Source organism: Janthinobacterium sp. SUN137 (genome assembly GCF_030587265.1).
Classification (GTDB): Bacteria; Pseudomonadota; Gammaproteobacteria; order Burkholderiales; family Burkholderiaceae_D; genus Janthinobacterium; species Janthinobacterium kumbetense.
This window is the reverse complement of record NZ_JAPWHZ010000001.1, coordinates 165,046-187,921: the sequence shown is the minus strand read 5'-3', so window position 1 is coordinate 187,921 and position 22,876 is coordinate 165,046. Positions and strand designations below refer to the sequence as shown.

Genomic DNA, 22,876 nt, shown 5'->3' with positions numbered 1-22,876 from the left:
TAAACTGAGCTACAGACTGAGTTCCAGCACCTTGCGGCTGATGGCGGGCGTCACTTCGCGCTGTTCGCCCAGGGCCGTCATGCCGTGCGCTTCCAGGGCGGACACGACGGCGTCCACGCTGGCGTGATTCAGGCCGTAGTCGGCCAGGCGCGTCTTGACGCCCATGTGGCGGAAGAAGAATTCCGTGCGCGCGATGGCGGCCTCGATGCGGCCATCCTCGTCGCCGCCGTCCAGGCCCCACACGCGGGCCGCGTATTGCAGCAGCTTGGCGCGCTTGGCTTGTTTGCGCACGCGCAACATGCTGGGCAGGATGATGGCCAGGGTTTGCGCATGGTCGAGCTCGTACAAGGCCGTCAATTCGTGGCCGATGGCGTGCGTGGACCAGTCCTGCGGCACGCCCACGCCGATCAGGCCGTTCAAGGCCAGGGTGGCGCTCCACATCACGTTGGCGCGCACGTCGTAGTCGTCCGGGTGCGACAGGGCTTTCGGGCCTTCCTCGATCAGGGTCAATAAAATGCCTTCGGCGAAGCGGTCTTGCACGGACGCGTTCACTGGGTAGGTCAAATACTGTTCCATCACATGCGCGAACGCATCGACGACGCCATTGCCCACCTGGCGCAGCGGCAAGGTGAACGTCTTCGACGGGTCCAGCACGGAGAATTTAGGATAGACCTTGCGGCTCATGAACGAGCGCTTTTCTTGCGTGGCCTTGCGCGTGATCACGGCCGAGCCATTCATTTCGGAACCCGTGGCCGGCAAGGTCAGGACCGTGCCGAAGGGCAGGGCGGCTTCGACGATCTTGCCCCCTTTCGCCAGGATGTCCCACGCCACGCCTTCGTGCAGGGCGGCCGCAGCGATGAACTTGGTGCCATCGACCACGGAACCGCCGCCGACGGCCAGCAGGAAATCGATGCGCTCGCTTTTCACCATGGCCACGGCCTGCATCAGGGTTTCATAGCTGGGATTGGGTTCGATGCCGGCAAATTCCAGCACCGTATGGCCGGCCAGCGCCGCCTTGACTTCATCGTAGACGCCGTTCTGCTTGATGCTGCCGCCGCCATACGTCATGAGCACTCTGGCCTGGGGCGGGATCAGCGCCGTGATGGCGGCGATCTGGCCCTGGCCGAAAAGGATTTGCGTCGGATTGTAAAAGTCGAAATTGAACATGGGGCTCCTGCCGTTGAGGTTTAGGCTGTTGCTGAGCCATGATTATGGCCGAATGGGTGGAAACGTGCCGTGGACGCTTGAGCTTTTCGTCCGCGCGGTGGAGAATGCAGCCGATGTCACCACCACGCGAAAAGGAATGCGCATGACCACCGTCCCACTGGAAGAATCCGGCTTGCCGGCCACCGCGCTCGACATGCACCGCGCCATCGGCGCCACCATCGCCGCGCTGCAGGCGCTGGACTTGAACAGCCAGCGTTTCGAGGCGTGCACGGACCCGGAACTGCGCCGCGTGCTCGCGCATGCGGGCGACACCAGCCGCAAGGAAGCGGCCATGCTGCTCGAATGGATGCGCCGCCGCGACGCGCGCCTGGACACAGCCATGAAGGAAGCGCTGTTCAAGGCGGGGCCGATTGTTGCCCAGTATCACTATGACGAGAAAATATTGTAACTATTGGTTTGTTGCTGTGGCGTACCATGCGCCACTTTCGCATCGCTTCGCGTAGACTGTGCCCCTAATTAAATTTAACGTCGGATAGCAGCGGCTGTCCGGTGTATTTCAGGGGGCTTCAAGAAATGAGATCATTACCATACCGAGAAGGCAGCTGGTTTGCCGTGCCCTTGCCGGGCGGCGGCTATGCCGTCGGCGTGGTGGCGCGCAGGGCGCCTGCCGGGCGCATCATGCTGGCGTATATGTTCGGGCCGAAGCGCGACAGCTTGCCCACGCTGGAAGAGCTGGAAGGCTTGCGTCCGGAACAGGCCGTGCGCCGCCTGCGCACGGGCGACATGGCCCTGCTCAACGAGCGCTGGCCCCTGCTGGGCGACAGCCGCCACTGGGAGCGCGATGCCTGGCCCATGCCGGCCTTTATCCGCCGCAATGAATCCTTGCAGCGCGCCTGGCGCGCCAGCTATGCGGATGCCGACCCTGCCAAGCTGAACCGCGAGGAATCGATTCCCTTCGATACGCCGGGCATGGAAAGCGATTCCCTGTACGGCTATGGGGCGACGGAATTGTTGATGAATAAATTGCTGGCGCAGGAACAGGCGTCCGCCTGAGCGGCAGGGAACGGCACAGCTGTACCGTTCCCGTCCGTTTACGCCGCTGGCAAGCTGATCTGAAACGCGAGGCCGCCGCCTTCGCGGTTGCGCACTTGCAATTCGGCGCCATGGCGCAGCAGTACGCGGTCGACGATGGCCAGACCTAAGCCTGCGCCATTTGCCTGCCCGCGCGCCGTGTCGAGGCGGGTAAACGGCTTCATCAGCTTCTCGATCTTTTCCGCCGGCACGCCCGTGCCATGGTCCTGCACCTCGATGATCACCTTTTTCGCGCCGTGGCTGGTGCGCACCTGGCAGGCGATATCGATTTCCGTCACGTCGCTGTCCGGCGTCTTGCCATAGCGGCGCGCATTCTCGATCAGGTTGTTCAGCACGCGGCGCAGGTCCGTGGGATTGCCCATCGCATGCGCGCCGTCGGCGATGCTGGCGTTGATCTTCACGTCCGGCAGGCGCATCGCTTCGCGCGTCATGTCGTTGAGCAAACCACTGAGGTCGACGTCGGTAAAGCTCGACGCCTCCGTCGGCCTGGCATAGTCGAGGAACTGGCCGATGATGGCGTCCATTTGCCCGATATCGGACTGGATGCCTTCGCGCGCCTCGTCCGACAGGTTCGCCATTTCCACTTCCAGCTGCATGCGCGCCAGCGGCGTGCGCAAGTCGTGCGAAATGCCGGCCAGGATCACGGCGCGGTCCGATTCCACCTGTTTCAGGTCATCGACCATCTGGTTGAAGCTGCGGTTCGCCTCGATGATTTCGATCGGCCCCTTTTCCGGCAGCGGCGCCGGCTGCTTGCCCTTGGCGATGTCGCGCGCGGCCGCTGTCAAGCGCGACAGCGGCAGATTGATCAGGCTGGAAATGATGGCCGCGCCCAGCAGGGACAGCAGGGACACGAGGCTGGCCCAGCCCAGCCACTGGAAGCCCGTCAGGCCGCGCAGACGCTCGCGGTCCAGCATCAGCCAGTACTCGTCGTCGTCGATCTTGAAGCTGACCCAGAAGCCGGCCACGCCGTTGACGCGCGCGGAAAAGCGCGTGTCCTTGCCCAGCTTGGCCTTCACCAGCGCCTCGATGTCGGGCATCAGGTAATTGTCGGGCGGCGGTTCGATGCGGTCGTCCTCTTCCAGCGAGAAGATGCGGATGCCTTCATTGCTGACGAGGTCGAACAGCAGCTCGCGCCGCAGTTCGGGCGCCGAGTGCGTCAAGGCCGCATGCGTGATGGTGACGACGGAAATGATCTGGGCGGAAATCTGCTGCGCCTGCGGCTCGCGCTGGATGAAGGAGATCATGCTGAACCACGCGATCATGCTGACCGTGGTCAAGGTGCCGAGCAGCAAAAAGGTGCGCCAGAACAAGCCGCTTTTCAGCCGCGCCAGGCTGATATCGGGAAAAAGCTTCATCATGCCTCGCCAGCGATCAGCGCGGCTGTCCGTCCGGGATGAAGACGTAGCCGAGGCCCCACACGGTCTGGATGAACAGCGGGCTCGACGGATCTGGCTCGATCAGCTTGCGCAGGCGCGAGATTTGCACGTCCAGGCTGCGGTCGAACACTTCGTATTCGCGGCCGCGCGCCAGTTCCATCAGTTTTTCGCGCGACAGGGGCTGGCGCGCATGGCGGGCAAACACTTTCAGCACGGAAAACTCGCCCGTGGTCAGGGGCACCGTCTCGCCATTCTTTTTCAGGGTACGCGTGCCCAGGTCCAGCACGAAGTCGCCGAATTCGAAGGTTTGCGGCGTTTCCGACGGCGCGCCCGGGATTTCATCGGGACCCTTGCGGCGCAGCACGGCGCCGATGCGGGCCACCAGCTCGCGCGGATTGAACGGTTTCGGCAGGTAATCGTCGGCACCCATTTCCAGGCCCACGATGCGGTCCACGTCTTCGCCCTTGGCCGTCAGCATGATGATCGGCGTCTGGTCGCCCGCGCCGCGCAGGCGGCGGCAGATCGACAGGCCGTCTTCGCCCGGCAGCATCAGGTCGAGCACCAGCAGGTCGTAGCGTTCGCGCAGCCACAGCTTGTTCATGGCCGTCGCGCTCTCTGCCGTGAAGACATTGAAACCCTGTTCGGTCAGGTAGCGGCGCAGCAGGTCGCGCAGGCGCACATCGTCATCGACCACCATGATTTTTGCCTGGTGGCCGTGGATCGATTGCGTTGGTGTGTTGCTGCCGGAAGTGGAGGTTGTGGTCATTTAGGGTGTCGTGTTATCTTATATTAGTTGCTATAGTAACGCCTCGCGCGGTGTCGGCAAGGGGCTGTGGCGACCCATTACAAAGTGTTACAAACTTTACCCAATTACTCTTACTGCACCGTGTAAAGCATCATACACTGGGGCCACAGTGGAAATCAGCTTTAAGTTTATACGGCATCGCGGAAGAGGAACTCAATGAATATCTTTACTAAAAAAATTCACGCCGCTCCCAGCGCAGCTATTGCCGCACGTACAACTGTGCTGTCCGCATTTGCCGTTTGCTCCGTGTTTGCCGCCAGCCTGGCGTCAGCGCAAAACCAGCCGCCGCCACGCCGTGACGACCAGCAGCAAATGCAGGCTCAGCGGTATGAACAGGTACAGCGCACCAGCAGCAATGATACGCGACTGCGCGAACAGCGTGACGCACGCAGTTTCGACACGCGCGCCGAAGAGCAGCGCCGCGCCAACGAAGGCGCCGACGCCTCGCGCCGCACGGGCCGCATGACGCCCGACGAGCGGCGCGACCTGCGCCGCCAGATCAACGAAGTGGGCCAGGATATCTATTCCAACCCGCCGCGCCGCTAGGCAGCCATCCCCCCTCCGACAGGGCCATCTCGCAAGACATGGCCCTGTTTGCATCTGGCCGCCCGCATTGTTGCTCAGTCAGGCACACGGCCCCGCCCCGTGATATTGTTCTAGTGCACGGAGGCAATTCTTTGAAATGGCTGCTGGGGGAGGCAAGGCGTGAGCGACGACGACACACCCGTTCCGGATGCGGTCCCCGCAGGCGGCTTGCCGCACGGCCTGGTCCAGCGCGACGAGGGCGTGTTCCTGGACCTGTCGCTGGCGCCGGCGCAGCTGCGCGCCGCCGTCGACCAGCTGTTCCAGTCGGGGCAGTTGCTGGCGGGCCTCGATTACGGTTTGTTCCTGCTGACCCTGTTCCATGCGCCCGCACCCCGCGCCGCGCCCAAGGGCGATGCCTTGCTGCGCATCGCCGTGCGCGTGGCGCCGTTCCCGCCCCCGCGCCGCGCCCTGTATAAACAGGTCAAGATCCGTGGCGACAGCGCCGAGTTTTATTTTGAAACCTTGCCTGCCGACGCGGATGGCCAGGCGCCGGCGCGCCGCGAATTTGACGAGCTGGTGGCTGACTTGTGGTGCAAGGGCGTGCACTACGGCATCGATAGCGTGGCCGTGCGCGCCATGCTCGCCAGCGGCAAGGCCGAGCGCATCACGGTGGCGCGGGTGCTGCCGCCGCAGCCGGGGCGCGACGCCCAGCTGGTCGAAGTGTCGCAAGGCATCCACCGCGACGACGCGCCGCGCGAACGTTCCGATGGCCGCCTGGATTTGCTCAGCTTCAAGAACCGCTTCCCGCAAGTGAAAAAGCACGCGCGCCTGCTGCGCCTGCTGCCCGGCACGCCCGGCTTGCCAGGCTATGACCTGGCCGGCAAGGCGCTGCCGCCGCCCGCGCCGCTGGAGCTGGACCTGGCTGCGGTGGCGGGGCCAGGTACGTCGGTCGAGTATTTCAGCGATGGCGCTTTCGTCGTCGCCACCATGGATGGCTATGTGAATGTCGATGAGCACGGCAAGATGTCGATCGAAAACAAGATCGTCAGCCGCGAAGGCGTCAGCAGCCGCACCACGGGCAATCTGAAGCTGCGCGCCGCCTACGAGGAGTATGGCGAAGTGCAGGAGCAGCGCCAGCTCGACGGCAGCGACATCACCATCCATGGCGACGTGTATGGCCATCTGCACTCGCATGGCGGGTTGATATGGCTCAAGCGCAACCTGGTGGGCGGCACGGCCTTCAACGAACACGGCGACGTGCGCGTCGAGGGCGTCGCTTCCGGTTCCGTGCTGCAGGCGCTGAGCGGCGAAGTGCACGTGAAGCGGGCCGAAAGCTGCGTCATCGCCGGCACGCGCGTGGTGATCGACAGCGCCAGCAATTGCGAGATCATCGCCGACGAGGTCGTCATCGAACTGGCCGAAGGCTGCGCCGTGGCGGCGCGCACCATCCGCATCGGCAGCGCCGGTCCCCGCAGGCAGGTGGAAATGCTGCTGTTTCCCCTCGTGCCCGACTTGAGCGCGCTGGAGCAAAAGATCGGGGAAAGCCTGGCGAAGGCGGCGCAATTCCTGCAGGTGCAGCACAAGCGCCAGCAGGAAATCGATGCCATCGCGCAATTGCCCGAGGTGCGCAACTACCTGACCCTGGCGGGCCAGCTGCGGCGCGGCGAATTGCAGCTGCAGCCGGCGCAGCAGCTGCAGTACGACAAGCTGGCCGCGCGCATCGCTCCCGTGCTGAAAGAGGTGGCGCGGCTGCGCGTGGAAGTGAAACAGTCGGAAATCCTGCACGCGCAGATGCTGGCGCTGGTGGAACAATTGCGCCTGGAGCGGCAGGCGACGGCGGGCCAGTCGCGCTGCACCCTGGGTCTCGTCGATGGCGAGACGACGGTGCGCGCCCTTGTCGTGCCGCCCGGACCGGCCAAGGTCTACGACCGGCCGCCGAAAGAAATCAAGGCCTTGCTGCGCAGCGCCACGCCGGCCACGCAGCCCGTGTTCGCGGACAGCACGGGCAGCCTGGACTGGACGTATGCGCCGCCGCCGTAGTTACCGTAGTTAATCCGTGACCTTGCCGCGGGACTGCTTGAGGACGCTGTGCGTGCTCTTGCTGTCGAGGCGGCGCCGCTGCGAGCTGCGCGTGGGCTTGGTGGCGCGGCGCACGGCGGGCAGGAAAGTCACGCTGTCGATGATTTCCTGCAAGCGCCGCAATGCCTCTTCCTTGTTCTGCTCCTGGCTGCGCGACTGCTGCGCCTTGAGCACCAGCACGCCATCCTTGCTGATGCGGCTGTCGCGCAGGGCCAGCAGCCGTTCCTTGTACGCTTCCGGCAGCGACGAGGCGGCGATGGGGAAGCGCAAATGGATGGCGCTGGACACCTTGTTGACGTTTTGCCCGCCCGGGCCCTGGGCGCGGATGGCGGAAAATTCAACTTCAGCGGGGTTGACGAGGTGTTGCATGGCCTGCCTGTTGGGGGATGATGTGGGTATTGTAAGGGAAGATGGCTGCGCCGGCGCAAGGCGGGGCGCCGAGGTCAGGCTGGCCTTCCGGGAAAGTTGAGTTTTCTCAACGCCGCTTGCGGCGATGCTGGTTAGCATGGGGCCAACGTTGCGCCACTGCGCATCCTGGCAGCGCTTACCGGATGAAAGGAACACCATGCAGCCCACGACTACGCCTGGCGCCGCAACCGCGCAATACCTGACGCAGTACTTGAGCTTCCGGCTGGGCGGCCTGGAATACGGCCTCGATTACCGTTGCGTGCGGGAATTGCGCCCCCTGAAGGAACTCGACCGTTTTTCCTCGGAAGGGGAAGTGCTGCACAGCGTGGCCGTCTCGCGCGGCGTGATCATTCCCATCGTCGACATGCGCGCCGCGTTCGGCAGCGCCCACGGCGCGCCCGACCCGGCCACCGACGTGATCATCCTGCAGCTGAGCAATGGCGTGATGGGCATGGTGGTCGATGGCGTCACCGATATCGTCAGCCTGGCGCCCGCCGACATCGCCGCCGTGCCCGGCCTGGGCGAGACGGAAGCCGATTACCTGCTGGGCCTGGGCACGGTGGCGGGACGCCGATTGATCCTCGTCGACATCGACCGCCTGATGGCGATCCGCAGCCCCAGCCCCATGCAGGCGGCATAAAAAAAGACGACCCGGGAGTCGTCTTTTGTCGCTACTGCATTAACCGAGCTTTTCGAGTTGATCTTGCAAGTCCAGCCATTCCGCTTCCAGCTGCGCCAGGTCCTTGGTGAAGAAGGTCTGGTCGGCCAGCAATTGCTTCAGCTTGGCCTTGTTGGCCGCGTCGTAGATGGTCGGCTCGCCCAGCTTGGCGTCGGTTTCCGCCTTTTGCGCATTGCGCTTGGCGATCTGCTCTTCCTGGCGCTTGATCTTGTTTTCGATCGGCTTGCGCAGGGCGGCTGTTTTCTGGCGCTCTTCCGCTTCCTTGCGCTTGTCGCGCACGGGCGCGGCAGGGGCGGCGGCTACCGGCGAAGGTACGGAAGACGTCACGGGGAAGTCCGTCTTGTTGGCCTTGCCGGCGGCCGGCAGCACGTCCGTGCCCTTGCCCAGCTTGGTCTTGAACAGCCAATCCTTGTAGTCGTCCAGGTCGCCGTCGAACGGTTGCAGCTTGCCGTCGGCAACGATGATGAATTCGTCGGTGGTGGCGCGCAGCAAGTGGCGATCATGGGAAACGACGACCAGGGTGCCTTCGAACTGGGCCAGCGCTTCCGTCAGCGCTTCGCGCGTTTCCAGATCCAGATGGTTGGTCGGTTCATCGAGCAGCAGCAGGTTAGGACGCTGCCAGACGATCAGGGCCAGCGCCAGACGGGCTTTTTCGCCGCCCGAGAACGGTGCGATCGACGCGGTGACCATGTTGCCGGGGAAGTTGAAGCCGCCGAGGAAGTTGCGCAGTTCCTGCTCGCGCACGGTCGGGGCGATCTTCGCCAGATGCCACAGCGGCGATTCGTCGTGGCGCAGCATTTCCACCTGGTGCTGGGCGAAGTAGCCGATGTTCAAGCCCTTGCCCATGGTGGCGTCGCCCGTCAGCGGCATCAGTTCGCCGGCGATGGTCTTGATCAGGGTCGATTTGCCGGCGCCATTCTGGCCCAGCAAGCCGATGCGCTGGCCGATCTGCAGCGAAAACTTGATGCCGTTGACGATGGTTTTATGCGTGATTTCGCCCGTCGCTTCGTTTTCGATCTTGTAGCCCGCATCGACGTCTTCCATCACCAGCAGCGGGTTCGGAGCCGACAGCGGCTCGCGGAATTCGAACGAGAATTCGGCGGCGGCGCGCAATGGCGCCAATTCTTCCATCTTCGCCAGCGCCTTCATGCGGCTTTGCGCCTGGCGGGCCTTGGACGCTTGCGCCTTGAAGCGGTTCACGAACGATTCCAGATGGGCGCGCTTGCGCTGCTGCTTTTCCAGCGCGCCGGCGGCCAGGATCATCTGCGCCGCGCGTTGGCGCTCGAAGCTCGAATAGTTGCCCGAGTAGCGCTTCAGCTTGCGCTCGTCGATATGCACGACCACGTTGACGACTTCATCGAGGAAGTCGCGGTCATGGGAAATGATCAGCAAGGTGCCGGCGTAGCGCTTGAGCCAGTCTTCCAGCCAGATGATGGCGTCCAGATCCAAGTGGTTGGTCGGTTCATCGAGCAGCAGCAGGTCGGACGGGCACATCAGCGCTTGCGCCAGGTTCAGACGCATGCGCCAGCCGCCGGAGAAACTCGCCACAGGTTGCTGCATCTGGTCCAGCGTGAAGCCCAGGCCCAGCAGCAATTGCTCGCCGCGCGATTGCACGGTGTAGGCGTCGGCATCGGCCATGGCGCTGTAGATTTCGCCGATGGCGATACCGTTTTCCGACGTGGCAGGCTCCGATTCCAGGCGCGCCAGTTCCGCTTCCAGTTTGCGCAGGGTGACGTCGCCGTCGATCGCATAGTCGAGCGCGGCACGGTCCAGCGGCGGCGTTTCCTGCGCCACGTAAGCCACGCGCCACTTGGCCGGGAAATCGATCTCGCCCTGGTCAGGGTGCAATTCGCCACGCATCATGGCGAACAGGCTCGATTTGCCCGCGCCATTGGCGCCGATCAGGCCGATCTTGTCGCCCGGATTGAGGGTGACATCGACTTGTTCGAGCAACGGTTTGATGCCGCGCATCAGGCTTACTTGTAGGAAACGTATCATTTTTTTCTTTGTGTTGTAAATTAAGGCGCTGCGCGCTGACGCCAGCGCTTATACCAGCTTGAGCTGCTCGGCCGTCAGCAGGAAGACCATGTCGTCGCCGGCGCTCGTCGTCAGCCAGGTCAGGCCCAGTTCGCCGAAGGCCGCTTCCGCGTATGCGCGTTCGTTGCCGATTTCAATCATCAGGATGCCGTCATCCGTCAGGCGCTCGGCCGCGCCGGCGATGATCTTGCGCACCAGGTCCATGCCGTCGCTGCCGCCGTCGAGGGCGATTTGCGGTTCGGCCAGGTATTCCTGGGGCAGGGCGCCCATCGACGTGGAATTCACGTACGGCGGGTTGCTGATGATCAAATCATATTTCTTGGCCGGCACGTTCGTGTACAGGTCCGATTCGATCAGGGTGACGCGGTCTTGCAGCTTGTACGTGTCGACGTTGCGCTTGGCCACGGCCAGCGCATCGGCGGAAATGTCCACGGCGTCGACCTGGGCGTTCGGGAAGGCGTCGGCCATCATGATAGCCAGGCAGCCCGAACCGGTGCACAGTTCCAGGATGTTTTCCACGGCTTCCGGTTCCGCCACCCACGGCGAGAAGTATTCAGGGATCAGCTCGGCGATGAAGGAGCGGGGCACGATCACGCGCTCGTCGACGTAGAAGTTGTACGTGCCCAGCCAGCCTTCCTTGGTGATGTAGGCGGCGGGCACGCGGTCGATGCTGCGGCGGTCGATGACGCTCATCACGCTGGCCACTTCCGACGGCAGCAGCTTGGCGTCGAGGAACGGTTCGAGCTTGTCGAGCGGCAACTTCAACGTGTGCAGGATCAGATAGGCCGCTTCGTCGAACGCTTCGGCGCTGCCGTGGCCGAAAAACAGCTTGGCGGTATTAAAACGGGTAACGGCGTAGCGCAGCAGGTCGCGTGGCGTGGAAAACGGGTTCGGGGTCATGGCATTCTCGAAAAGACGGTGTTCTGGCCCGCCGTGACGGGCCTCGGTATTCTGGTTCAGACGGGCAGCAAATGCTCCAGGGTGCGCCGGTAAATATTCTTCAGGGGATCGATGTGGCGCAGTTCGATGTGCTCGTCGATCTTGTGAATACTGGCATTGGGCGGCCCGAATTCTATCACTTGAGGGCAGATTTGCGCGATAAACCGGCCATCCGAGGTGCCGCCCGTGGTCGACAGCTCCGTCGCGAGGCCCGTTTCTTCCAGGATGGCGGCCGACAGCGCATCGGAGAGGGTGCCGCGCGGCGTGAGGAAGGGCAGGCCGCTCAGGGTCCACTGCAAATCGTATTGCAAGTCATGCCGGTCGAGGATGGCGTGCACCCGTTCCTGCAATCCCTCGGCCGTGCTGGCCGTGGAAAAGCGGAAATTGAAGTCGATCACCATGTCGCCCGGAATCACGTTGTTCGCGCCCGTACCCGCGTTGATATTCGACATTTGCCACGAGGTGGGCAAGTAATACTCGTTGCCCGCATCCCATTTTTCCTCGACCAGGTCGGCCAGCGCCTGCGCCGCTTCGTGGATGGGATTCATTGCCAGGTGCGGGTAGGCGATATGGCCCTGCACGCCCTTGATCGTCAACCGGCCCGACAGCGAACCGCGGCGGCCGTTCTTGATCATGTCGCCCAGCTGCGCGCTCGACGTCGGCTCGCCCACCAGGCAATAGTCGATCTGTTCGCCCCGCGCCTTCAGTTGCTCGCACACGATGACGGTGCCGTCCGTGGCCGGGCCTTCCTCGTCGCTGGTGATCAAAAAGGCGATCGAACCCGTGTGCTCGGGCGTGGCGGCGATAAATTCCTCGCAGGCAATTACCATGGCGGCGATCGAGGTCTTCATGTCGGCCGCGCCACGGCCGTACAGCTTGCCGTCGCGGTGCGTGGGAATGAAGGGCAGCGAACGCCATTGCTCGACGGGGCCGGTCGGCACCACGTCCGTATGGCCGGCAAAGACGAACACGGGCGACGTCGTGCCGCGCCGCGCCCACAGGTTGGTGACGTCGTTCGACTGGATCGTTTCGCAGACAAAGCCCAGCGGCGTGAGGATATCGATCAGGTGCTGCTGGCAGCCCTTGTCGTCGGGCGTGACCGAGGACAGGGCGATCAGTTTTTCGGTCAGGGCGAGGGTTTTGGAGGTGGTCATGGGTAAGGTCGTGCCGGCAACATCGTTCCGGTGGTCAACTAAGTATGGTTACAGCGAGAAAAGGGTCTGGTACTGCGCATCCGAAAACGCCACGCTGAACTGGCCATCCTTGTCCAGCACGGGGCGCTTGATGATGGACGGGTTTTCCAGCATCAGCTCCAGGGCGCTGGCCGCGTCGGTGATCGATGCTTTGCGCTCGTCGGACAGGGCGCGCCAGGTCGTGCCTTTCTTGTTGACCAGCACGTCCCATGGCAATTGCGCCAGCCACGCCTCGACGGTGGCGCGTTCCAGGCCCTGCTTCTTGAAGTCGTGGAAGGTGAAATCGAGTTGCTGCGCGGCCAGCCAGGTGCGGGCCTTTTTGACGGTATCGCAGTTGGGGATACCGTAGAGTGTAATGGTCGTCATGGGTAGGGCTAAGGGGATATGAATGCGGTTCGCTTGATCGCGGCGCTTGCGCTGGCGCGATATGCGATGTTAGCCGACATTATACAGTCGATGCGCAGTCGATGCGGCAGTGCAACAAGGTTGCATGTTCATGGCAGGTTCAGGACCAGGCGCTGCGGATGCCCAGCAGCGTGGCGGCCTGGCCGAAGTCCGGATGGGCCGAGAGGGGCGTGGCGGACACCCGCGCGAGCTTGGGCGCGGCGCGGTGGAACAGCACCACGGCCGTTTCATCGTTTTTGTGGCGCGACATGTAGAGCATGCCGTCAACGGTGTCCGGATGCGCATGGATGGCCGCTGACCATGTCTTGGTCGTCTGGTACGACGATGTGCCGCTGAGCCCTCCATGGCCGCCCAGCTTTCTGAGGGCGGCGCCTGTCAGGTCGGCCAGGATGAGCGTTTCCCCCGTGAGCCGAATGACAAAACGCGCCCGAATCACGGCCAGTTCGATCACGAAGTGGTTATGGATGGGTTTGCGGTCATGCAGCAAGGTTTCAGCGAGGGCGACGGCCAGCGAACTACCGAGATAGCAGGTACCGAATCGGGTCGCCGCCTGTGGATGGGGATCGTCGAAGCGGTAGGTGTTTGCCCTGCCGAAATACGGTTCGCCCGTGGCATGGCCGGAGATCCGGTACAGCGTGGCGGGATCGCAGCGCGCCGTTTGCAGCGCTGCGGGCAGTTGCGGCAGACGGGGCAGGCGCAAGATTGCCACGGTCGTGCTGTTATTCGTCTGCGTAGGCGCGGGCGGCCGCCATCACGGCATCGAGTTTCCCTTTGGTCAGGGCCTCCAGCGGCGACTTGCCGCCCAGAGACAGGCGCGGGGCGGTAAAAAAATCCCATTTGGCGGCGCCGGGCAAGTCGCCGAGGATTTTGCTGATTTTTTCCAGGATGTGGCGGTCGTGGCGGGGATCGGCGAAAAATGCTGGATAGACATATTCGCCGGAGGCGCCGCGCAAGGCAAACAGGCGTCTGGCTTTGAGTGCCGCACTGAGCGCTTGCGGCGTGACTTCCAGCCGGGCGCGCAGTTCCGGGCCGGATAGCAAGCTGTGCGACGCCAAGTCTTTTTCACGCTGCTGCCGTTCCTGCTCTTCCAGGCCGCGCATGAATTGCCGGGTGCTGACGTGGCCGGCATGCGCGTCGATGCCGGAAACCCGGTTCAACTCCCGCTCGGCCACGATATCGAGGTCGCGCCGCATTTGCGCGAGCAGCGCGGGCCGGTCGTCGCGCGGTACGGCGTCCAGCAGCGATGCATACGCTTCCTGGAACGTATCTTGTGCAATATTAAAGCGCAAGCCGGTGGCGCTGGATGCGAGTGTGTCCGCCAGCTTGCTGGCCAGCGAGGGCGTGGCAGGCGCATGCCCGGTGTCGGCGGCGGCCTCATCGATCGTGCCGGTGTCGCCCTTGCCGGCAGGGGCGCGAGTATCCGAGGTGTTCGATGTATTCGACATGGCCCTATCCTTGAAACGCATGTTTCAGCATAGGACAGGAAGTCAAGCAAAGCAAACAAAGCAAGGAAATTAAATATCTACACTTTGATTTATCGCAAACCTTGAGTGTGGCTGGCCTACACGGGCCGTGGCGCCGCCTTGCCCGATTCGGCCGGGCCGAAATGCAGGCCCAGCCGCAGGGCCAGGGCGCGCAGGGCGCCGCTTTCCTGCAGGTGCAGGGCCAGCGCGATGTGGCCGTCGGGGCGCACCAGGTAGGCCGCGTCGCGGCCCAGGCCGGCCAGCTTGGCGGCGACATTGAAGGTGTAGCAATGCACGGGCAGTTTCAGCACGCGCGCCTCGTCCAGCAATTCGGGCGCCGCTTCGCCATAGATGTGCAATTGCCAATCCAGGCTGCGCAGGGCCGTGAAATTGTCTTGCGTGCCGTCGGAGAACCACGGCAGGCGGTCGCCGCCGCGCAAGTATTCTGCGTGGCCCGCGGACAGGGCGCTGTCTTCATAGCTGATCTGGATTTGCGACACGGTCCGGAACAGCAAGCGGCGCGCCCGCCCGAAGCCGGACAGGAAGGGCAGCGCGTGCGGCACCAGCCAGCGGCGCAGGAATTGCCCGGCGATGCCTTGCGCGACGATGGCCTGGAAGGCGCGGTCGGTGGTGGAGACGAGCTTGCGGGCAAACACGATGCGTTCGCTTTCATAGGTGTCGAGCAGGGCGTCGTTGCTTTGTCCCCGCAGCTTTTGCGCCAGTTTCCAGGCCAGGTTGACGGCGTCGCCCAGTCCCGTGTTCATGCCCTGGCCGCCCACGGGACTGTGCAGATGGGCTGCGTCGCCGAGGATGAAGCAGCGCCGTTCGCGAAACTGCGCCGCCACCCGGTGATGCACTTTATACGTGGAAAACCAGTTCACGTGCTCGACCTGGATATTCAGCAAGCTTTCCACCTGTTCCCGCGCGTCGTCGAAGACGGGCGCGGGCGCGCCTTCCGGGCGGTCGGGCAGGATGCCGATCAGGCGCTGCATGCCGCTGGTGCGCACGGGCAACATCAGCGCAAACGCATTCGCGCCCAGGTGGGCGTGCAAATCCGTATTCTTGCCGGCCACTTGCGCATCGGCCACGTAATACAGGTGGTCGTAGGTGCCGCCCGAGAACGCGAAGCCGGCGATCTCGCGCACCTTGCTGCGGGCGCCGTCGCAGCCGCAAATATAATTAAACGTGCAATATTGCCGTTCGCCATTATTGAGCAGAATGGCTTGCACTTCGCTATCGTCCTGCGTCCACAGGTCCAGCGCGACGTTCCATTCCACATGCACGCCGGCCGCCGCCAGCTTGCTGATAAGAAAGCGTTCATGCTCGTCCTGGGGCAGGCTCAGCACGAAAGGGTAGGGACTCAGGCCTTCGCCGATCTCGCCCAGCGCCAGTTTCACCAGCTCCTCGCCGCCTTCGTGGATGTGCATGGCATTGATCTTGATGCCCAGGCTGACCAGCTCGTCGGCAAATCCCAGTTGCTGGTAAAACTCCAGGGTGCGCGCATGCACGGCCATGGCCCGCGACGCCTGGCCCGGTCCGCTGTTTTTATCGATGATGCGGCAATCGACGCCATGGCGCGCCAGGCGCAAGGCAAGCATGAGGCCGGTAGGACCGGCGCCGACGATCAATACGGGAGGAGTATTCATGTCATCCAGTATAGGACAGGATGGGTGATGGCTGCGCGACGATTGAAGTTGCGCTCTGGAAACGAAAAATGTCCCGCCAGTTGGCAGGACATGATTTTTTACGTGCGTCACGACGCCTCTGCAAACCGTAGCGAGCACGCTCAATATCGGGTCGAGTAGCGGAACTGTACATGTAGTACAGTGAGCAACGGAAACCCGATAGTGGGCAGCGCAGTAGGTTTACAGAGGTGTCATCAAATACCGCGCAGCAGCTCGTTGATACCCGTTTTTGCGCGGGTCTTTGCATCCACGCGCTTGACGATCACGGCACAGTACAGCGAGTACTTGCCGTCTTCCGAAGGCAGGTTGCCCGAGACCACGACGGAGCCGGCTGGCACGCGGCCGTAGGTCACTTCGCCCGTGGCGCGGTCGTAGATCTTGGTCGACTGGCCGATGTACACGCCCATCGAGATGACGGAGTTTTCTTCGACGATCACGCCTTCGACGATTTCCGAACGGGCGCCGATGAAGCAGTTGTCTTCGATGATGGTCGGGTTCGCTTGCATAGGCTCCAGCACGCCGCCGATGCCGACGCCGCCGGACAGGTGGACGTTCTTGCCGATTTGCGCGCAGGAACCGACGGTGGCCCAGGTGTCGACCATGGCGCCTTCATCGACGTAGGCGCCGATGTTGACGTAGGACGGCATCAGCACGACGTTCTTGGCGATGAAGCTGCCGCGGCGGGCGACGGCTGGCGGCACCACGCGGAAACCGCCCTTGACGAAGTCTTCCTTCGTGTAGTTGGCGAACTTGGTCGGCACCTTGTCGTAGAACTGCATCGTGCCGTCCGATGGCAGGACGACGTTGTCTTCCAGGCGGAACGACAGCAGCACGGCTTTCTTGACCCACTGGTTGACGACCCAGTCGCCCGAGGTTTTTTCCGCCACGCGGATGCTGCCGTTGTCCAGGCCATTGATGACGTGGGAGACGGCGTCGCGCAGTTCGGCCGTGCCGTTGCCCGGATTGATCTCGGCGCGGTTTTCCCAGGCCTGGTCGATGATGTTTTGCAGTTGTTGGCTCATGATGATGTCTTATTAGTGAGTTAATGCGGATGCGGAAAGCTGCTGGCAGAATTTTACTATGCGTAAGGCCGCTTCCAGCCCTTCGGCCGTTTCGGCCACGAGGGCCATGCGGATGCGGTTGCGGCCCGGATTGATGCCGTGCGCGTCGCGCGCCAGGTAGCTGCCAGGCAATACCGTCACATTATATTCGGCGTACAGGCGTTGCGCGAATTCGGTGTCGGACAGGCCCGTGCGGCTGACGTCGGCCCACAGGTAGAAGCCGGCGTCCGGCAATTGCACGTCCATCACCGATTGCAGCAGCGGTGTGATGGCGTCGAACTTGGCGCGGTACTTGGCGCGATTTTCCTCGACATGGGTTTCGTCGTTCCAGGCCGCGACGGAGGCCGCCTGCACGGCAGGGCTCATGGCGCCGCCGTGGTAGGTTCGGTAGAGCAGGAATTTTTTCAATACTTCGGCATCGCCGGCAACAAAGCCCGAGCGCATGCCCGGCACGTTCGAACGCTTCGACAGGCTGGAAAACACCACCAGGCGCGCATACGGGCGCTCGATGGTGGACAGGCCCAGCATGTGCGCCGCCTGCAGCGCGCCCAGCGGCGGCGTGTCGCCGTGGTAAATCTCGGAATAGCACTCGTCGGCGGCGATGACGAAATCGTAGCGCTCGGACAGGGCGAACAGATGTTCCCAGTCCGTCAGGGTAAGCACGGCGCCCGTCGGGTTGCCTGGCGAGCACAAAAACAGCAGTTTGACCTTTTCCCACACGCTGGTCGGTACGCTGTCGTAGTCGCAGCCGAAATTGCGCGCCGGGTCGGAATTGACGAAATACGGTTCGGCACCGGCCAGGTAGGCGGCGCCTTCATAGATCTGGTAAAACGGATTCGGGCTGATCACGAGCGAACCGGCGGCCGGATCGATCACCGTTTGCGCCAGCGCAAACAACGCTTCGCGCGAACCGTTCACCGGCAGGATTTGCGTGGCAGGATTGAGCTTGGGGATGCCATAGCGGCGCTCCAGCCAGCCGGCGATGGCTGTACGCAAGGCTTCCGAACCGATGGTGGTCGGATAGCTGGCCAGGCCATGGATATTGTCGACCAATGCCTGCTCGATGAAAGCCGGCGTCGGGTGTTTGGGTTCGCCCATGCCCAGGCTGATGGGCGCATACTCGGGATTGACCGTCACGCCGGCAAACAGCTGGCGCAGCTTTTCAAAGGGATATGGTTGCAGTTTAGCAAGAAGTGGATTCACGGAACGGACCAGGGCAAGAGTGGAAAGACGATGTTGCTCAGCGATTGCTAGGCGATTGCTTGGCGCGGCAGACTTGATGCCGGTCAAATAATGAGCCGCGTCTTTCATTATAGCCGTCCTCGCGGGGCCGCTGTGCAAGCCGCATCGGCGTGAGGGCTGCCCGGCTTGCCACGGCATGCCGCAGCGGGGAGTGCCATGCCATGGCGCGGCAAGGTAAAATACGCTATGTCTACCTTACTTCCCACCCTGCTTGCCATTGAAACCTCGTCCGAACTCGCCTCCTGCGCCTTGTTGCGCGGCGATGTCGTCCTGTCCCGCGCGTCGTCGGGCGTGCGCACCCATTCCCAGTCCATCTTGCCGATGGTGCAGGAATTGCTCGCTGAAGCGGGCGTGACCCTGGCCGACGTCGACGCCATCGCCTATGGCTCCGGCCCCGGCTCGTTTACGGGCGTGCGCACGGCTTGCGGCATCGCGCAAGGCTTGGCCTACGGCGCCAAGCTGCCTGTCGTGCCCGTCGTCACCCTCGACGCCATGGCGCTCGCGTGCCACCAGCAGCATGGCGCGCAACGCATCGTGACCGTGCTCGACGCCCGCATGGGCGAAGTGTACTGGGCGCAATATGATTACCAGGATGGCTTGCAGATTGTTGCGCCACCGGCCCTGAGCGCACCGGCCGGCGTGGCGCCGCAAGGCGATGTCGCCGCTTGCGGCAACGGTTTCAGTGCATACGCCGAAGCGCTGGCCCCGCTGCCGTGCGCCGCGACTGCCGACGCCGCCATCATGCCGCACGCCGTGCAAGTGGCGCAGCTGGCGCGCATCGCCTTTGCGGCTGGCCAGTTCGTGACGGCGGCCGAGGCGCAGCCTTTGTATTTGCGTAACAAGATCGCCTTTACCAGCGCGGAACGGCAAGAGATGCAACAGGCCAAGGCCGCTGCGGAGTCCGCGCAATGAGTGTGGCGGACCAGGACCGCGCTGCAGGCTGGGATTTGCTGCGACTCGACTATCAGCCGATGGTCGAAGCGGACTTGACCGAGGTGCTGGCGCTGGAGCAGCGCGTGTATCCGCATCCCTGGACGCACGGCAACTTCGTCGATTCGCTCAAGAGCGGCTACCCGGCCTGGGTGCTGCGCGACGTGGATGGCACCCTGCTCGGCTACTTTTTGCTGATGCTGGTCGTCGACGAGGCGCACTTGCTCAACGTGGCCGTCGAAGGCGCCATCCAGGGCCAGGGACTGGGCCGCTTCCTGCTGAACCAGTCCTGCGCCTGCGCGCGCCAGCTGGGCATGGAATCGATGCTGCTGGAAGTGCGCCCGTCGAACGTGCGCGCGCTCGATATTTACCAGCGCTATGGATTTGAACAGATCGGCCGGCGCAAGGGATACTATCCGGCCAGTAACTCGCAACGTGAGGACGCCATCGTGATGCGTTATACCTTATGAGCCGCAGCGCCGTTTTCCTCGATGAAATGGGCGTCGGCCCCCTGTGGCGCTTGCGCCAGGGTGGCGCGCCCGAGGCCGCTGAAGCGGCTGACGTCGCCGAGATCGTGGAAGCAGCAGCGGCACCGGTGGCCGCCGTGGTTGAAGCTGTCGCGCCGCCCGCACCCGCAGCTGAGGTTGTTGCTGAGGTGAAAGCCGTTGACGTTGCTGCGCCTGTCGCTCCCGTTCCTGCCACGCCTGCCGCTCCCGCCGCATCTGACGATACGGCCTGGTTCGACGATGCGCCGCCACCGCCGCCCGCCAGACAGCTGAGCGATACGGATATCGCCGCCCTCGACTGGGATGGCTTGACGGCGGCCGTCGCCAAGTGCGCGCGCTGCGACCTGTGCAAGACGCGCAAGGGCGTCGTCATGGGCCGCGGCGACCGCCAGGGCGATTGGCTGATGCTGGCCAGCAGCCCGTCGCGCCTGGAAGAGCGGGAAGGGCGCGCCTTGCCGGGCGAGCAGGGCAAATTGCTCGACAATATGCTGAAAGCCATCGCCGTCGATGCGGATCGCGATGTGTACATCACGCACTTGCTGAAATGCCGTCCGCTCGACGAGGCGGGCCAGGAACGCTTGCCGACAGAAGCCGAGTCCGCCGCCTGCCGCCCGTATTTCGAGCGCGAACTGGCCTTGCTGCAACCGCGCACCATTTTGACGCTCGGCTCGATGGCCGCCGCCGGCATCAATCCCGGCGAGAAACCCGTGCGCGGCACCGTGCGCCAGCTGGGCAAGGCTGCCGTCGTGGCCACTTTCCACCCGGAAATGCTGCTGCAGGACGAGACGGGCAAGGCCAAGGCGCGCGCCTGGGCCGATCTGTGTCTGGCGAAAAGCACGCACGGTGATTCGCACGGTGAGTGATGCGGTCGCCGGCGCCTTCCAGGCCCGCTTCGAGCGCCGCTGGGGGCATCTGACGCACCCCCGCGTGCGTGCGCTGGCCTGGCTGCTCGACTCGCCCGACTTGCTGGACCCGGCCAGCTCCCACTGGGGCGGGCGCATCGCCAGCCTCGCGCCCGTCACGCCTTCTGTTGCCGACTGGCTGGGCGCGCTGCAAGACGATCCGTCGCCGCTCGATGCGGCGCTGGGGCCGAAATTCTATTCCCGCCTGGGCCTGTACGCTGAAAAGCTGCTGGCCTTTTATTTTGAACAGCACGGACTGCTGCAGGCGCATGGCTTGCAAGTGCAGGTCAACCGCAACGACACGGTGGGAGAGTTCGATTTCCTGCTGCGCGATGGAGCGCAGGGCGACGCGTTGCTGCACTGGGAATTCGCCACCAAGTTCTACCTGCTCGAAGGCGCGCCCGATCCCGGCGTCTTCAATCACTTGATCGGCCCCAACCTGGCCGACACCCTGGGATTGAAGATGCGCAAGATCCTCGACAAGCAACTGGCCTTGTCCCGCCATCCGGCCGCGCAAACCCTGCTGGCGCAGCCCGTGCGCGCGGCGCAGGCGCTGGTCAAGGGCTGGCTGTTTTATGCCCCGGACGCCACGCCCGCCCTGGATGGTATTTCACAGGATCATGGACACGGCTTCTGGTGCGTGCCCACACAATTGCCGGCGCAGCGCTATGTCGTGCTGCCGCGATTGCAATGGCTGGCGCCGTTCAAGGGCCGCGACGTGGAAGTGCTGCACGTGGAGGCCTTGCGCGCGCGCTTGTTTGATCTGGCGCAACCGGTGATGGTGGCCACGGTGGATAATGTCGAAGGCTGGGAAGTGGAGTGCACGCGTGGTTTTGTCGTGCCGCCTGACTGGACGGAGCAGGCTGCCGCGCGGCGGCTCGCTGGCATGCTGCCAGCGTAATGCTGGGGGATGATCCGCTGGGTCAGCCCCCCCGAAATTAATGCTTTTGCTCGCCAATCAAGGAAAGATTGTCGTGCTCGGCCTGGTTCAGCTTGTGCTTGCGCATGATCATGTACATGGTGCCGGCGACGAACAGGCCGAACAGGGTGATGATGATGTTCAGCGGCAGGTGCAAGCGGATCATGATCGAATACACGGCCAGCATGGTCAGAATCGACAGGTTTTCATTGAAGTTCTGCACGGCGATGGAGTGGCCTGCGCTCATCAGCACGTGGCCGCGATGTTGTAGCAGGGCATTCATGGGCACGACGAAAAAGCCGGACAGGGCGCCGATCAGTATCAGCAGCGGGTAGGCGATCCATACGGAATGTACTTGCGTCATCATCATGACGATCACGCCCATGGCGATGCCCAGTGGAATTACGGTCAGCGATTTGCGCAACGGAATGAAGCGGGCCGACAGCACGGCGCCGGCGGCCACGCCGATGGCGACCACGCCCACCAGGCTGGTCGCCTTGTCGAAGGGCATGTTCAAGGATTGCTTGGCCCATTCCAGCACGATCAGTTGCAAGGTGGCGCCGGCGCCCCAGAACAGGGTCGTCACGGCCAGGGTGATCTGGCCCAACTTGTCTTTCCACAGGATGGAATAGCAATTGGCAAAATCGGTGATCAGTTTGATAGGATTGCGTTCCTGGTGCGGATACACGCAGCCCGTGTCAGGAATTTTCAGGTTGGCCAGGGTCGCCAGCACATAAATGCCAACCACCACGCACAGGGCCGCTTCCGTCTTGTTGGTGATGCCCGTGTCGATCAGGGGGAAGTCGAAGGATAGCAGCATGTCGGACACGTGGCCGCTGACGAGCGCGCCGCCCATGACGGTGCCGAGGATGATGGAAGTGACGGTCAAGCCTTCGATCCAGCCATTCGCCGCCACGAGCTTTTCCGGCGGCAGCAGTTCCGTCAGGATGCCGTATTTGGCGGGCGAGTACACGGCCGCGCCAAAACCGACGACGGCGTAGGCCAGCAGCGGGTGTACGTGGAAGAAGACGAGGGCGCAGCCGAAGATCTTGACCATGTTGGCGATGAACATGACCTTGCCTTTTGGCAATGCATCTGCGAAGGCGCCGACAAAAGCGGCCAACAGCACGTAAAACAGCACGAACGACAGTTTGAGCAGCGGCGTGATCCACGCCGGGGATTTCATGGACACCAATAAATCGACGGCGACAAAAAAGAGGGCGTTATCTGCCAGCGAGGAAAAGAACTGCGCCGCCATGATGGTATAAAAACCACGATTCATTCTGGATTGCCTGAAATCATATCTGGCTTGCTTTATACCACGAAAAAACGGCAAACCCCAAGTTTGGAAGGGGCCGCTTTGCATACTCTTGCCTAAGCGAACCTTAATTTTTCTGCCGTAGAAAAATACACATACGTGTGAGCATTTTATAAATGATGTCCTCTGCATACGACCTTGGGCG

The 22,876-nt window shown here is 63.1% G+C and carries 23 protein-coding genes; 9 read left to right on the top strand and 14 right to left on the bottom strand.

Going from position 1 to position 22,876, the window contains the following annotated elements:
• Window positions 1-9: 9 nt before the first annotated feature.
• A complete protein-coding gene (locus tag O3298_RS00925; protein ID WP_305058303.1) occupies window positions 10-1,167 on the bottom strand; it encodes an iron-containing alcohol dehydrogenase in 1,158 nt (385 codons plus the stop codon).
• A gap of 142 nt (window positions 1,168-1,309) precedes the next feature.
• Here O3298_RS00925 and O3298_RS00920 point away from each other — a divergent pair, with 142 nt between their 5' ends.
• Both O3298_RS00920 and O3298_RS00915 read left to right on the top strand, forming a co-directional pair.
• On the top strand, window positions 1,310-1,615 hold the full coding sequence (locus O3298_RS00920) for a hypothetical protein (protein WP_034750230.1): 306 nt from the start codon (window positions 1,310-1,312) through the stop codon (window positions 1,613-1,615).
• A 125-nt stretch (window positions 1,616-1,740) separates the two neighbouring features.
• On the top strand, window positions 1,741-2,220 hold the full coding sequence (locus O3298_RS00915) for an Imm26 family immunity protein (protein ID WP_099667202.1): 480 nt from the start codon (window positions 1,741-1,743) through the stop codon (window positions 2,218-2,220).
• A 38-nt stretch (window positions 2,221-2,258) separates the two neighbouring features.
• Here the strand turns inward: O3298_RS00915 and O3298_RS00910 are convergent, their stop codons facing one another.
• A complete protein-coding gene (locus O3298_RS00910) occupies window positions 2,259-3,617 on the bottom strand; it encodes a sensor histidine kinase (protein WP_305058302.1) in 1,359 nt (452 codons plus the stop codon).
• Window positions 3,618-3,630: 13 nt separating this feature from the next.
• Entirely contained in the window at window positions 3,631-4,332 is a 702-nt protein-coding gene (ompR, locus tag O3298_RS00905; protein WP_223278807.1) for a two-component system response regulator OmpR, read from the bottom strand.
• 264 nt (window positions 4,333-4,596) lie between these two features.
• On the opposite strand from ompR, the gene O3298_RS00900 reads away from it, so the two are divergent.
• Together O3298_RS00900 and O3298_RS00895 are read left to right on the top strand one after the other, a co-directional pair.
• The gene (locus tag O3298_RS00900) at window positions 4,597-4,986 is read left to right on the top strand and encodes a hypothetical protein (protein WP_099378341.1); all 390 of its coding nucleotides are present in this window, start codon (window positions 4,597-4,599) and stop codon (window positions 4,984-4,986) included.
• Window positions 4,987-5,145: 159 nt separating this feature from the next.
• Window positions 5,146-7,005, top strand: coding sequence for a flagellar assembly protein A (locus O3298_RS00895; protein ID WP_305058301.1), 1,860 nt, complete (start codon window positions 5,146-5,148; stop codon window positions 7,003-7,005).
• Window positions 7,006-7,014: 9 nt separating this feature from the next.
• Here the strand turns inward: O3298_RS00895 and arfB are convergent, their stop codons facing one another.
• Window positions 7,015-7,413, bottom strand: a complete 399-nt coding sequence (gene arfB, locus O3298_RS00890; RefSeq protein ID WP_034749850.1) for an alternative ribosome rescue aminoacyl-tRNA hydrolase ArfB — start codon at window positions 7,411-7,413, stop codon at window positions 7,015-7,017.
• Window positions 7,414-7,609: 196 nt separating this feature from the next.
• Between arfB and O3298_RS00885 the strand changes: the two genes are divergently transcribed.
• Window positions 7,610-8,092 (top strand): chemotaxis protein CheW, encoded by a 483-nt coding sequence (locus tag O3298_RS00885; RefSeq protein ID WP_077406904.1) that lies wholly within the window; start codon window positions 7,610-7,612, stop codon window positions 8,090-8,092.
• Between the two features lie 39 nt (window positions 8,093-8,131).
• Here O3298_RS00885 and O3298_RS00880 read toward each other — a convergent pair whose 3' ends face one another.
• The 9 genes from O3298_RS00880 to dapC form a co-directional block, all read right to left on the bottom strand.
• Window positions 8,132-10,129 carry an ATP-binding cassette domain-containing protein gene (locus tag O3298_RS00880; protein WP_289897235.1) on the bottom strand — a complete coding sequence of 666 codons (1,998 nt, stop codon included), beginning with the start codon at window positions 10,127-10,129 and terminating at the stop codon, window positions 8,132-8,134.
• Between the two features lie 48 nt (window positions 10,130-10,177).
• The gene (gene prmB / locus O3298_RS00875; protein WP_305058300.1) at window positions 10,178-11,068 is read right to left on the bottom strand and encodes a 50S ribosomal protein L3 N(5)-glutamine methyltransferase; all 891 of its coding nucleotides are present in this window, start codon (window positions 11,066-11,068) and stop codon (window positions 10,178-10,180) included.
• A gap of 56 nt (window positions 11,069-11,124) precedes the next feature.
• A complete protein-coding gene (dapE, locus tag O3298_RS00870; protein ID WP_305058299.1) occupies window positions 11,125-12,261 on the bottom strand; it encodes a succinyl-diaminopimelate desuccinylase in 1,137 nt (378 codons plus the stop codon).
• A gap of 48 nt (window positions 12,262-12,309) precedes the next feature.
• Window positions 12,310-12,666: an ArsC family reductase gene (locus tag O3298_RS00865; protein ID WP_099667207.1), complete on the bottom strand. Its 357-nt coding sequence runs from the start codon at window positions 12,664-12,666 to the stop codon at window positions 12,310-12,312.
• A gap of 139 nt (window positions 12,667-12,805) precedes the next feature.
• Complete coding sequence (locus O3298_RS00860; RefSeq protein WP_305058298.1) at window positions 12,806-13,414, bottom strand: RES family NAD+ phosphorylase; 609 nt, start codon at window positions 13,412-13,414, stop codon at window positions 12,806-12,808.
• 10 nt (window positions 13,415-13,424) lie between these two features.
• Window positions 13,425-14,150: a hypothetical protein gene (locus tag O3298_RS00855; protein ID WP_305058297.1), complete on the bottom strand. Its 726-nt coding sequence runs from the start codon at window positions 14,148-14,150 to the stop codon at window positions 13,425-13,427.
• Between the two features lie 116 nt (window positions 14,151-14,266).
• A complete protein-coding gene (locus O3298_RS00850; RefSeq protein ID WP_305058296.1) occupies window positions 14,267-15,814 on the bottom strand; it encodes an FAD-dependent oxidoreductase in 1,548 nt (515 codons plus the stop codon).
• A gap of 233 nt (window positions 15,815-16,047) precedes the next feature.
• Window positions 16,048-16,875: a 2,3,4,5-tetrahydropyridine-2,6-dicarboxylate N-succinyltransferase gene (gene dapD, locus O3298_RS00845; protein WP_034779378.1), complete on the bottom strand. Its 828-nt coding sequence runs from the start codon at window positions 16,873-16,875 to the stop codon at window positions 16,048-16,050.
• Window positions 16,876-16,887: 12 nt separating this feature from the next.
• Window positions 16,888-18,117, bottom strand: coding sequence for a succinyldiaminopimelate transaminase (gene dapC, locus O3298_RS00840; RefSeq protein ID WP_305058295.1), 1,230 nt, complete (start codon window positions 18,115-18,117; stop codon window positions 16,888-16,890).
• 225 nt (window positions 18,118-18,342) lie between these two features.
• On the opposite strand from dapC, the gene tsaB reads away from it, so the two are divergent.
• Genes tsaB through O3298_RS00820 form a run of 4 tightly spaced genes read left to right on the top strand, consistent with a single transcriptional unit; the run spans window position 18,343 to window position 21,395 of the window.
• Complete coding sequence (gene tsaB, locus O3298_RS00835; protein WP_305056302.1) at window positions 18,343-19,068, top strand: tRNA (adenosine(37)-N6)-threonylcarbamoyltransferase complex dimerization subunit type 1 TsaB; 726 nt, start codon at window positions 18,343-18,345, stop codon at window positions 19,066-19,068.
• Window positions 19,065-19,556: a ribosomal protein S18-alanine N-acetyltransferase gene (rimI, locus tag O3298_RS00830; protein ID WP_305058294.1), complete on the top strand. Its 492-nt coding sequence runs from the start codon at window positions 19,065-19,067 to the stop codon at window positions 19,554-19,556. The genes tsaB and rimI overlap by 4 nt, the downstream gene beginning before the upstream one ends.
• Window positions 19,553-20,455: a uracil-DNA glycosylase gene (locus tag O3298_RS00825; protein WP_305058293.1), complete on the top strand. Its 903-nt coding sequence runs from the start codon at window positions 19,553-19,555 to the stop codon at window positions 20,453-20,455. The genes rimI and O3298_RS00825 overlap by 4 nt, the downstream gene beginning before the upstream one ends.
• Window positions 20,448-21,395, top strand: coding sequence for a DUF1853 family protein (locus tag O3298_RS00820; RefSeq protein ID WP_369811433.1), 948 nt, complete (start codon window positions 20,448-20,450; stop codon window positions 21,393-21,395). The genes O3298_RS00825 and O3298_RS00820 overlap by 8 nt, the downstream gene beginning before the upstream one ends.
• A 37-nt stretch (window positions 21,396-21,432) precedes the next feature.
• On the opposite strand, the gene lplT is transcribed toward O3298_RS00820, so the two are convergent.
• Window positions 21,433-22,695: a lysophospholipid transporter LplT gene (gene lplT / locus O3298_RS00815; protein ID WP_034779369.1), complete on the bottom strand. Its 1,263-nt coding sequence runs from the start codon at window positions 22,693-22,695 to the stop codon at window positions 21,433-21,435.
• Window positions 22,696-22,876 lie beyond the last annotated feature (181 nt).

Coding starts and splice junctions, on each gene's coding strand:
- O3298_RS00925 (WP_305058303.1), bottom strand. CDS start 1,167: ATGTTCAATTTCGACTTTTACAATCCGACGCAAATCCTTTTCGGCCAG.
- O3298_RS00920 (WP_034750230.1), top strand. CDS start 1,310: ATGACCACCGTCCCACTGGAAGAATCCGGCTTGCCGGCCACCGCGCTC.
- O3298_RS00915 (WP_099667202.1), top strand. CDS start 1,741: ATGAGATCATTACCATACCGAGAAGGCAGCTGGTTTGCCGTGCCCTTG.
- O3298_RS00910 (WP_305058302.1), bottom strand. CDS start 3,617: ATGATGAAGCTTTTTCCCGATATCAGCCTGGCGCGGCTGAAAAGCGGC.
- ompR (WP_223278807.1), bottom strand. CDS start 4,332: ATGGTGGTCGATGACGATGTGCGCCTGCGCGACCTGCTGCGCCGCTAC.
- O3298_RS00900 (WP_099378341.1), top strand. CDS start 4,597: ATGAATATCTTTACTAAAAAAATTCACGCCGCTCCCAGCGCAGCTATT.
- arfB (WP_034749850.1), bottom strand. CDS start 7,413: ATGCAACACCTCGTCAACCCCGCTGAAGTTGAATTTTCCGCCATCCGC.
- O3298_RS00885 (WP_077406904.1), top strand. CDS start 7,610: ATGCAGCCCACGACTACGCCTGGCGCCGCAACCGCGCAATACCTGACG.
- O3298_RS00880 (WP_289897235.1), bottom strand. CDS start 10,129: ATGATACGTTTCCTACAAGTAAGCCTGATGCGCGGCATCAAACCGTTG.
- prmB (WP_305058300.1), bottom strand. CDS start 11,068: ATGACCCCGAACCCGTTTTCCACGCCACGCGACCTGCTGCGCTACGCC.
- dapE (WP_305058299.1), bottom strand. CDS start 12,261: ATGACCACCTCCAAAACCCTCGCCCTGACCGAAAAACTGATCGCCCTG.
- O3298_RS00865 (WP_099667207.1), bottom strand. CDS start 12,666: ATGACGACCATTACACTCTACGGTATCCCCAACTGCGATACCGTCAAA.
- O3298_RS00855 (WP_305058297.1), bottom strand. CDS start 14,150: ATGTCGAATACATCGAACACCTCGGATACTCGCGCCCCTGCCGGCAAG.
- O3298_RS00850 (WP_305058296.1), bottom strand. CDS start 15,814: ATGAATACTCCTCCCGTATTGATCGTCGGCGCCGGTCCTACCGGCCTC.
- dapD (WP_034779378.1), bottom strand. CDS start 16,875: ATGAGCCAACAACTGCAAAACATCATCGACCAGGCCTGGGAAAACCGC.
- tsaB (WP_305056302.1), top strand. CDS start 18,343: ATGTCTACCTTACTTCCCACCCTGCTTGCCATTGAAACCTCGTCCGAA.
- rimI (WP_305058294.1), top strand. CDS start 19,065: ATGAGTGTGGCGGACCAGGACCGCGCTGCAGGCTGGGATTTGCTGCGA.
- O3298_RS00825 (WP_305058293.1), top strand. CDS start 19,553: ATGAGCCGCAGCGCCGTTTTCCTCGATGAAATGGGCGTCGGCCCCCTG.
- lplT (WP_034779369.1), bottom strand. CDS start 22,695: ATGAATCGTGGTTTTTATACCATCATGGCGGCGCAGTTCTTTTCCTCG.